Consider the following 8,855-nt stretch of genomic DNA (forward strand, 5'->3'; position numbering starts at 1 on the left):
ATTTCTTTATTCAAATCGAATTTTAGATTTACTTCATTGAGATTCTTATTGAAAACCTCCATTAAATCTTGTGTTTTTAATTTCTGCGCCATTTTTATCTTTTGAATATTTTTTTTCGTTTTCTTTTTAGTTCATCTGCAGTGTGATCCACAATGTATGGACTTGGAGCAAAAATATTTTGGGAGACAAAGTTGTTATTCTTTTTTTCAGCATTACTCCAATCTTTTTCATTTTTTTGAAAGTTATCTTCATTCAATTTTTGCATTGTGTTATTTAAATTATAATTCCCGTTCTTAAAAAACAATCCTGAATCCAGTAGGTTTTTAAATCCCATGTTTCGGTGAACTTCACTTGCTTTCATTTCGGTTTGATTTTCCATATTTCTCACTCGAAAACCTTGCAATTCACCTTGCTTATTGCTTGTTGGTATAAGTTTTATATTTTTTTTCAGCATTTCTGCCAAATATTTTTCCATCGTCATTGGTTTAGATTCCATCACTCTTAAATGTTTTTGATAGATTTCTCTTCTTATATTTTTAAAATCAGATTTGATGTCTTCTGCTGCTTTTATTTTATCAATTCTGATTTGTTTTGCCGAAATCAATCCATTTTTTTCTGCAACTCTGTGTGCAGCCCATTGCGCTTTTTTTCCTATATGATGGTCTTGGAATAATTTTCCATTTTCATCTACTCTATTTAAAAGAATGTGAATATGCCGATGTCGTTTTTCTGTGTGCAAAAAGGCAATGAATTGAGAATTTTCCACATCAATTTCTAATTCTTTCAGAAACTCTTTTGTCAGATTTTGCAATTGTTTTTTACTAAATTTTTCACCGTCATCAACATGTGGAGAAAGCACCATTGAGATCAATTTATTTGTAGCTTTTTGATTCAAATTCTGAATAATTTGCATCTCTCTCATAAGTTCAATTGAAGTTTCCCCACAAAGATTATTTCTCAATAATTCCATACCTTTTTCATCGTCAATCACATAATTAAAAAGTGAAAAACCACCAATACATGATTTTATTTTTCCTATCATTTTACCTCAATTTTTCTAAATGTTCTTTTATTAATCTTGAAGCTTCCATAGTTTCATTCTTCACTCCGGTAACATCACCAAGCTTAAATAAATTTGAAATTCTGCGGAAATTATCTGCAAATTTTGAGAGGTTTTTATAGCATTCAATTTCATCTTCTGTGAGTTTATTTTTGAGTTCTAAACCCAAAGATAGTCTCCGTAAAAACTCTGAAATAGAAAGACCTGTTTTGGTGATTTTGTTTTTAATAATCTGCTGTTCGAGTGGCGAAACTCTGAACCTAAATTCTTTATTTTTCATATTTAATTTGTTTACTTTTAATTTTAAAATTGTGAAGCAATTTTTCCTTTTTTGACCATCGGGAGAAAAAGCGAGTTGCCAATAAGTTGCAAAATCGGAACGATTTGTAGCGCAATTGGCACATCTCGATATAAAACCGTTTACCTAAGTCCCATTTACTCTTTTCATAAAAAAATCTGCAATATCAATTCCTTGCCGTTTTTGTTGCAGGCTTGCTTCTTTTTCCAGCAGATCTGATACGTAAATTTCAAATCCCAATTTGTTAAATTCTGTTGCTTTCTTTTTCCATTCATGATAGGTAGTTGTACTTTTTTTTTGAATCTCACAATCTGGATACGCAATGATTTTTCGGTGCTTAATTGTTTCTAATTTTCGCAATTTAAACTCACCTTTTGCACCACAAGACAACCATAAAAAATCAGGAAATTTCACACTCATCACACATGCAGTTTTTTCGGATTCTACCAAAGCAATTATGCTTGATTTATTTTCAGTTATTAAATGCAAACCGAACAAACATTGTGATAAATTATAATCTGAAATTTCCTTTTTCATCTTTAAAAATTGATGCATCCACGTAATGTTTTTTGTTCTTTTTCCTGTTTCAAAATATTGAATTATTTTGCCGGCTCTCACTTTTTTTTGTTCATCAATTTGCCAGAAAATTGTTCCATTATTAAATTCGGGAAGCGTTCCGATTTTATATTTTTCTTGAACCTCTTTTGCTTTTGAAATTCCAAATAGAAATCTTAAATATTTCAGGAAATTATTATCATTCCTCATTGATATTTCCACCAAATCATTTTTATGAAATGAAGGAAAAAATTCATACGTTGAATGATTTAATACCGTTGAACTTTTACTATTTTGAAAACCATCTTTTGAAGGATGATAGAAAAACCCACACTTCGATTCTCGATCACATCTTCCATAATTTTCCATGAGTTCACCTGTTTCAATATCAGTGAAAATTACCAATGAAAACTTTCCACAATTGGGACATTTATATTTCTTTGAACCAGGATCTAATTTATATCTGTATTTAATCATGTCTGCACTTTTTACATTTTCTGCACTATCCTTTATTCATCGATGATTGACGTGTGTCTTTCTTTGCACTTTCGTTGCACTTTCTGCACTTTGAAAAAAATTGATTTTGCACTTCTTACACTTTATTGCATTTTAAATTGTCATTAAATGTTTGATATTCAATATTTTAAAAGTCAAAGTGCAATAGTGCAAATAGTGCAGTAGGAGATTGATAATAACCTCTAAAAAACTTGTTTTTCATAAATCCCATGAGCGATTTTTTTAAAGAGTTTTTCATCTTTTAAAAAGTTTTTGAAACTTCTAATTTTCATCGAATCTTCTTTAGAAATTATTTCAATTCCTTCGCTTGTTTTGAATTGTTGCGGGAGTTTGTCGAACACTTTTTTTTGTATTTCCGTGAGCGAGTCATAGTAGGTATTATCAATGATTTCAAAAACACGGACTGCATTTTCAAAAAAATAATCTCTTAGCCTAATTGCAGATTTTAAAGTTCTTAAAGAAATGTTCGTAAGTTTCTCATCATTGCAAAATGAATGAATCACTTCAATTAAAATTGAAAACCTCAAAACGTATTGCTGCAATTTGACAGAAATTCCTCTTTGGTACTCGAACTCAAAATCATTCTTTTGGTTATTCTACCATTTGTACAGATATTCTTTTGCCTCAGTATGAAATTCAAGTACTATTTCAGAATTTTCTGCTATGTAAAAAGACTTCTCTATGAATTCTGAATACCATTCAATATATTTTTCATCCAAATCGAGATCATTCCATCTATTGTCTACATATTTATGCGGTAACACAAAAAGTAGCCGATCAATAAAGCCATTTTTTAATTTATTTGAATGAAAAACACTCGACAAAATCGCTTCTTGCATGGTTCCGATAATATCTACTTTCGTATTATCTACTCTCATTTCTTCGCCAGAAATTCTATTTTTTATAATCGGTTTTCCGCTCCACGCAGACAAATAGGATTCTTCCTCGCTTCCTTTCCGATACTGATTAAAGGAATTAAAAAATCCTGCAATTTCATCAGTATATAATCCAATTCCTCTAGGATTAAAATAATGTGCTTTTACAAATGCTTCTGGCGTAAAATCATTTAACAATAATTGCCGAAGAACCGGAACTGTAGTTTTAGACTTTTCCTCAATTGGTAATTGTTCATATTCTTTTTTCTTTAAAAGATATTGGTCAAAATTCTGCTTATCTAAGTTCATCAAAGGATGGAGACAAAACGAAACCGAGTGACTTTTCACATCTCCCGTTCTACCAACAAGAACCATATATAAATTTGATTTTTCTAACCAACTGTTTTTTACTTTCAGTTGAATTCGATTTCCAATCGAAACCGAAACCGCATATAAAATAGAAGCAGAAGTATAATCAGGAGAGAAATTTAAGGTTGTTTCTAATTCACCGACGAGTTTCTGTATCATTGGCGGAAATACATTTACGGGGAATATGTTTTTGCCTGAAACAAGATTGAAATCTTCTTTTAAGCCGTTGAGAATATGAATATTTTCATTATCGTTGTTTGAGTGAAAAAATGATGTGTCTTTTTGATATCCGTCGTGTAATCGGTCGTTTTCCATTTGCGCCATCTTACATCTTGTTTTTAATTAGACTTAAAGCCAATTCAACATCAACCATGATAGAACGTCCCTCCTGAATTATTGCTTCATCAATAATTCCTCTTTTTTTTATGCGATTTGCTTTTGCAATGCTGCAATTGAGAAGATTTGCAATTCCACGGATTCCATAAACATATTTTTTATTTAAGGAGTTATCCGAAATTGAAACTATTTGTTGATCTTGAACCGTACTTCTACTCTGTTCATTTAATGCCAAAAATTCTTGACCTGTCATTTGCCAGATTGGCTTTTCTAAAAGATTTTCGATTTCCATTTTGAATTTTACTTAAAGTTTAATAATTAATATGCCCGTTCTTAACATTGCAAATAGACATAAAATTCGAAATGGAGAAAAATGGAAATAAAAAAAATATCAATAATTTAATACTGATATTCAATGCTTTATAAAATAAAAATAAAATGCTAAAAAATGTAATAGGACTTTATGAGGTCATTTGCATCTATTTTATTAGAGAATAATAAATTTCAAGACTCTCTGCGACTATTTTAACTCTTGAGACTTTCAAAATAATTGCTTATTTTCAAATCAATTTCTTCATGATCTTTAGTTTTTAGGTGATCTTGGTTAACAGTCTTTATTTTATCAAAATTTTGGATTTGAAAATATTCTACAATCGTCTTCTCCCATATTTCTTTTTTATTGTCAACAATAAATGCTTTCAATTTGTTTATTGAATAAGCAATATATTTATCCTTACTCGGGTTCTTTTCGAGACTAAGCACCTTACTTAATGTAATCTGATTATAAAATTCTGGCAGTGAAACAGTTTTCAATAGACTCATTTTTATTAAAATCGAATAGGCTAATTCTATGGAATCTTCATCCTTAAATATAATTTGTGAAAAAGTATTTGAGTTGGAAAGTCGCAGTATCCATTTTTCTATAATGTCCATTTTTTCTAGAAATGGACTGAAACTGAAATAAAGAATATTAGAATTATTTTCAAAAAACTCATCTCTTTCTTTTTGAACAATCTCAAGTTTTTGCTTCTGAAAATTGTATTCACTATTAGCAATTTCGAAATCCCTGGTTAAATTTTTCATCTCAACAGATTCTTCGGAATATTTCATACTCCATGATTCTAATTGACATTGCAGCAAACTATCTTCGTTTCTGTACGACTCAAGTCGTTTGCTTTCAACCTCAATTTTGTAATCATAAGGAAGAAGTAATTGTTCAAAGAAGACAGTTACAGAAAACTCTTGTATTAAACTTTGACTATCGTTAAATTTCTTTTTAATCTCTGATATCATTTCTTTATATTCACTTAAAAGAAGTGGAATATTTTCGCTTCGCAGCAAATCTTCATAAACTAGAGCATCATCTATTTTACAGAAAAATATGATATGGTCTAATAAACCCTTTGTAACATCACTTGTATTTCGAACTGTATTAACACCAGTTGCTATTCTTTGTAGGAAGGCTAAATGTTCACTTGTTTTCATTTCCTAAAAATTTAATTTTTGCATCTCAATCGCTTTTGTTGAATCTGCAACTTCAATATATGGCTTCATCGATTTGTAATCTGAATGTCCTGTCCACTTCATTATAATTTGTAAACCAATACCTTTAGCAATGCATAAACACACGAAAGAACGCCTTCCAACATGACTACTTAAAAGTTCATACTTGGGTTTGGTTTCATCGTGTCTTTCATTACCTATAAAATATGTTTCTGTAATAGATTCATTTATTTCTACTAACTGCCCAAGTTCCTTCAAATATTCATTCATATTTTGATTAGAAATAACCGGAAGTGCTTTATCATTTTGGAAAGGAATATCTTTATATTTATCAATAATATCCTGAGATGTTCTATTAAGTTCAATTACAAGACTGTCGTTTGTTTTTAGAGTGGTAACATCAAATCTGCCGTCTTTGATATCTGATTTTTTCAATTTATAAGCATCTGAATGTCGCAAACCAGAATAACAAAGAAAAAGTAGAACATCACGAACGCGGTCTAAATATAATTTAGATTCAGGAATCTTAAAGTTTTTTATTTGCAAAATTTCAGATTCCGTTAAAAAAATGAGTTTCTTCTTTGCGATTTTAAGTTTTGGTTGAAAATCTTCAAATGATTTAATTTCTGTATATCCCTTTTTTACTGCATATCTCAAGAACCACTTAATATTTTCGACATATTTTTTGGTAGTTGTATTTCGAAGTTTTAATGTTTTGCTAAAAAAAGTTAGAACATTGCTTAATCCTTCTAAAGTTAAATCCTCAAATCTAAGTTCTGGATTAAACGCTTCTAAATGAGTTTTTAAAGTTTTTAACTTTGCATAAGTATCAGTTGTCCAATTATTAATTTTTCCATTATAGGAAGTGAATTCGTCGAACACTTTATAAAATGATATTTCTTCTTTAGGTTCAACTTCTATTAATTCAACCTTTAACTTTTTTATTTTTTTTACTTCTACACCATCATTTTTTATCTTTTCATAAGCATCCTTAACCTCTTCAATAGTTGGTATCTGATTTTTGATTTGACATTCATAAAAGAACGACTGAATTGCAGATTTATACTTGTCAATTTTTATGTTTATTTCTTCAGCAGTTTGTCCACTAGAATTTGTACGACCAGAAATGACTTCCTTTTTTTCGGCATCCCAGTCAGAAATATTTATTCTGAAACCGCTATAAAAATTTATTCTATTAGATAAGAAGGTTAGACGAATAAATATTGGTGCGTTATCATTAACAACTACACCTTTCTTTTTTCTTCTTTCAATATCAACTGTTATTTTTCTTTTAATGTTAATCATAAAAAAATATTTACAGCCAAATCTACAGCCATTTTTTATGATACGCAATGATATTTAAGAAATATCTTAAAATACAAAAACGCTACAAACCCCTATTAAAAGGGAATAATGACAATTAGAGACACTTAGAAATATCATAGATGAGAATCCCATCCTCTCTACAATATCCCTGTAAGTCATTGATTTAAAGGGATATTTTTTATTAAAAAGGGACTATATCAGGGACTAAAGTTCTTGATTTTTTTATTCTATTATTCCTAAACTCTCACACCATTAAGCATATTTTCCATCTTTTCAATACTTCTATTTGAGCTGTTGTAAAAAATTATTGTATTTGTACTGAACAAAAAAGAACCTTGATTTTCAAGCGATACGCAAAACCATATAACTTAACATTGCAAATTACAAAGTTTAAAAAATTTAAGATCGATCTAAACTCGAAAAAACCAAATCATTTAAAAATTCAACTATTTCAGTTTCTTTATTTCTTTTGCTGAAATCGGTCAGTGAGGAAAGATTGTGCATGAAAAAGTTTTGAAAATGCGCTATTTCTACAATCGTTGACGCTAAAGATTTGGGAAATCTGTAAGTTGGATTGTACGCTAAAATCACATTACCAATGAGTGTGCATAAATTTTTGTAGGGCTGAAAAAACTCCAATTTATTATCTTCCGTCACTTGTTTTGTTAAATAGGCTTTGGAACCTTCCGCCACGATTACAGGATGCAGAAGACTTTCATCTATATAACTTGTTTGCTTGTCATCTTCAATAGGAGATGTTAATAAACTAATTATTTTTTGCAGTTTGACTTTCTGGTCTTTGATGTTATTCGTCTGGAAATTGATCTGAAATTCTATCCATCCAAAATACCACGCAGTAATATAAATTAATAATTTATGCTTGTTCTCAAAATAGCGGTAAATACCCGCTTCTGTTGAACCAATTTCTTCGGCGAGTTTTTTAAAAGTAAAAGCTTCGAATCCTAACTTATAAATAAGTTCTACACTGTGTTTCAGAATTTTTCTTCCCAAATCCGTGTCTTCAGGATTACGAAGATATAAGCCTTCGTTCATTTTTATTTTGAACTGATATTCCATAGGTATTATTTCTTTCCTGAAAAAGTTTTTACAAATCTACCGAAAAAAACTTTACTCTTTTTTATGATAGTGTTACTTCTATTTAAAATAGTTTAACTACTTTTGTCAAGAATTAAAAAACCTACTGCAAATGGATTTTATATTAGAATCCCTTCAATATCTTTTAGATCCGGATTGGATCATGAAAAATGGCGGACTGTATTTAGTCCTGCTGATCTTATTTATTGAAACAGGAATTATCATTGGTTTTTTTCTGCCAGGAGATCCTCTTTTGTTTGTTTCAGGAATGGTCATCGCTTCTGCCAATGAAACGCCATACCCTTTTGAGACGCAAATTTTCAACCTTTTATTTTGGATGGTATTATTTACAGGTTCAACAATTTTAGGAAATTTTTTCGGCTACTGGTTTGGCTATAAATTCAAACACATCGTCAATAGAAAAGAAGATACCTGGTTTTTGAAACGTAAACACATTCAAACGGCGCACGATTTTTATGAAAAAAGAGGAGGCTTTGCTATTGCTATTGCTCGTTTCTTACCAATCGTAAGAACTTTTGCTCCAATCATTGCCGGAACAGTAGAAATGAACTTTAAAAAGTTTGCGATGTACAATGTCGTTGGTGCAATTGTTTGGGTTGTAAGCATCACCTCATTGGGTTACATTTTAGGTGATATTCCGTGGGTTAAAAATAATTTAGAATATATTTTAATAGGTCTGGTTTTATTGGTTACCGCACCAGTGATCATAAAATTAATGACTAAAAAAGCAGAATCCAATCAAACAGTTTAATTTAATTTAAAAAAATAGAAAATTATGAAATGTCCAAATTGTAATGTTGCCTTAACAATGGCAGACCGTAACGGAATCGAAATTGATTATTGCCCGGATTGTCGCGGGGTTTGGTTAGACCGCGGTGAACTCGATAAAATAATCGAACGC

11 protein-coding genes are annotated in these 8,855 nt (G+C 30.2%); 2 read left to right on the forward strand and 9 right to left on the reverse strand.

Annotated features, from left to right (window positions below):
* Window positions 1-94 precede the first annotated feature (94 nt).
* The 9 genes from ACEYOS_RS01945 to ACEYOS_RS01985 form a co-directional block, all read right to left on the reverse strand.
* Window positions 95-1,042, reverse strand: coding sequence for a relaxase/mobilization nuclease domain-containing protein (locus tag ACEYOS_RS01945; protein ID WP_373710224.1), 948 nt, complete (start codon window positions 1,040-1,042; stop codon window positions 95-97).
* A 1-nt stretch (window position 1,043) separates the two neighbouring features.
* Window positions 1,044-1,340, reverse strand: a complete 297-nt coding sequence (locus tag ACEYOS_RS01950) for a mobilization protein (protein WP_373710225.1) — start codon at window positions 1,338-1,340, stop codon at window positions 1,044-1,046.
* A gap of 144 nt (window positions 1,341-1,484) precedes the next feature.
* Window positions 1,485-2,390, reverse strand: coding sequence for a DUF6371 domain-containing protein (locus ACEYOS_RS01955; RefSeq protein ID WP_373710226.1), 906 nt, complete (start codon window positions 2,388-2,390; stop codon window positions 1,485-1,487).
* A gap of 221 nt (window positions 2,391-2,611) precedes the next feature.
* On the reverse strand, window positions 2,612-2,770 hold the full coding sequence (locus tag ACEYOS_RS01960; protein ID WP_373710227.1) for a hypothetical protein: 159 nt from the start codon (window positions 2,768-2,770) through the stop codon (window positions 2,612-2,614).
* Between the two features lie 255 nt (window positions 2,771-3,025).
* Window positions 3,026-3,997, reverse strand: coding sequence for a DUF3987 domain-containing protein (locus ACEYOS_RS01965; RefSeq protein ID WP_373739055.1), 972 nt, complete (start codon window positions 3,995-3,997; stop codon window positions 3,026-3,028).
* 1 nt (window position 3,998) lies between these two features.
* Window positions 3,999-4,301 carry a DUF3853 family protein gene (locus tag ACEYOS_RS01970; RefSeq protein ID WP_373710229.1) on the reverse strand — a complete coding sequence of 101 codons (303 nt, stop codon included), beginning with the start codon at window positions 4,299-4,301 and terminating at the stop codon, window positions 3,999-4,001.
* Window positions 4,302-4,534: 233 nt separating this feature from the next.
* On the reverse strand, window positions 4,535-5,494 hold the full coding sequence (locus ACEYOS_RS01975; protein ID WP_373710230.1) for a hypothetical protein: 960 nt from the start codon (window positions 5,492-5,494) through the stop codon (window positions 4,535-4,537).
* 3 nt (window positions 5,495-5,497) lie between these two features.
* On the reverse strand, window positions 5,498-6,817 hold the full coding sequence (locus ACEYOS_RS01980) for a phage integrase SAM-like domain-containing protein (RefSeq protein WP_373710231.1): 1,320 nt from the start codon (window positions 6,815-6,817) through the stop codon (window positions 5,498-5,500).
* 420 nt (window positions 6,818-7,237) lie between these two features.
* Window positions 7,238-7,891 carry a TetR/AcrR family transcriptional regulator gene (locus tag ACEYOS_RS01985; protein WP_373739054.1) on the reverse strand — a complete coding sequence of 218 codons (654 nt, stop codon included), beginning with the start codon at window positions 7,889-7,891 and terminating at the stop codon, window positions 7,238-7,240.
* A 154-nt stretch (window positions 7,892-8,045) separates the two neighbouring features.
* On the opposite strand from ACEYOS_RS01985, the gene ACEYOS_RS01990 reads away from it, so the two are divergent.
* Entirely contained in the window at window positions 8,046-8,705 is a 660-nt protein-coding gene (locus ACEYOS_RS01990; RefSeq protein WP_373797487.1) for a DedA family protein, read from the forward strand.
* Window positions 8,706-8,729: 24 nt separating this feature from the next.
* Window positions 8,730-8,855: zf-TFIIB domain-containing protein (locus ACEYOS_RS01995; protein WP_373797488.1), on the forward strand; the 126-nt coding region annotated here is incomplete at its 3' end.

The sequence above is a fragment of the Kaistella sp. genome (genome assembly GCF_041824135.1).
Taxonomy (GTDB): Bacteria; Bacteroidota; Bacteroidia; order Flavobacteriales; family Weeksellaceae; genus Kaistella.

Coding starts and splice junctions, on each gene's coding strand:
- ACEYOS_RS01945 (WP_373710224.1), bottom strand. CDS start 1,042: ATGATAGGAAAAATAAAATCATGTATTGGTGGTTTTTCACTTTTTAAT.
- ACEYOS_RS01990 (WP_373797487.1), top strand. CDS start 8,046: ATGGATTTTATATTAGAATCCCTTCAATATCTTTTAGATCCGGATTGG.
- ACEYOS_RS01970 (WP_373710229.1), bottom strand. CDS start 4,301: ATGGAAATCGAAAATCTTTTAGAAAAGCCAATCTGGCAAATGACAGGT.
- ACEYOS_RS01980 (WP_373710231.1), bottom strand. CDS start 6,817: ATGATTAACATTAAAAGAAAAATAACAGTTGATATTGAAAGAAGAAAA.
- ACEYOS_RS01950 (WP_373710225.1), bottom strand. CDS start 1,340: ATGAAAAATAAAGAATTTAGGTTCAGAGTTTCGCCACTCGAACAGCAG.
- ACEYOS_RS01985 (WP_373739054.1), bottom strand. CDS start 7,891: ATGAACGAAGGCTTATATCTTCGTAATCCTGAAGACACGGATTTGGGA.
- ACEYOS_RS01965 (WP_373739055.1), bottom strand. CDS start 3,997: ATGGCGCAAATGGAAAACGACCGATTACACGACGGATATCAAAAAGAC.
- ACEYOS_RS01955 (WP_373710226.1), bottom strand. CDS start 2,390: ATGATTAAATACAGATATAAATTAGATCCTGGTTCAAAGAAATATAAA.
- ACEYOS_RS01975 (WP_373710230.1), bottom strand. CDS start 5,494: ATGAAAACAAGTGAACATTTAGCCTTCCTACAAAGAATAGCAACTGGT.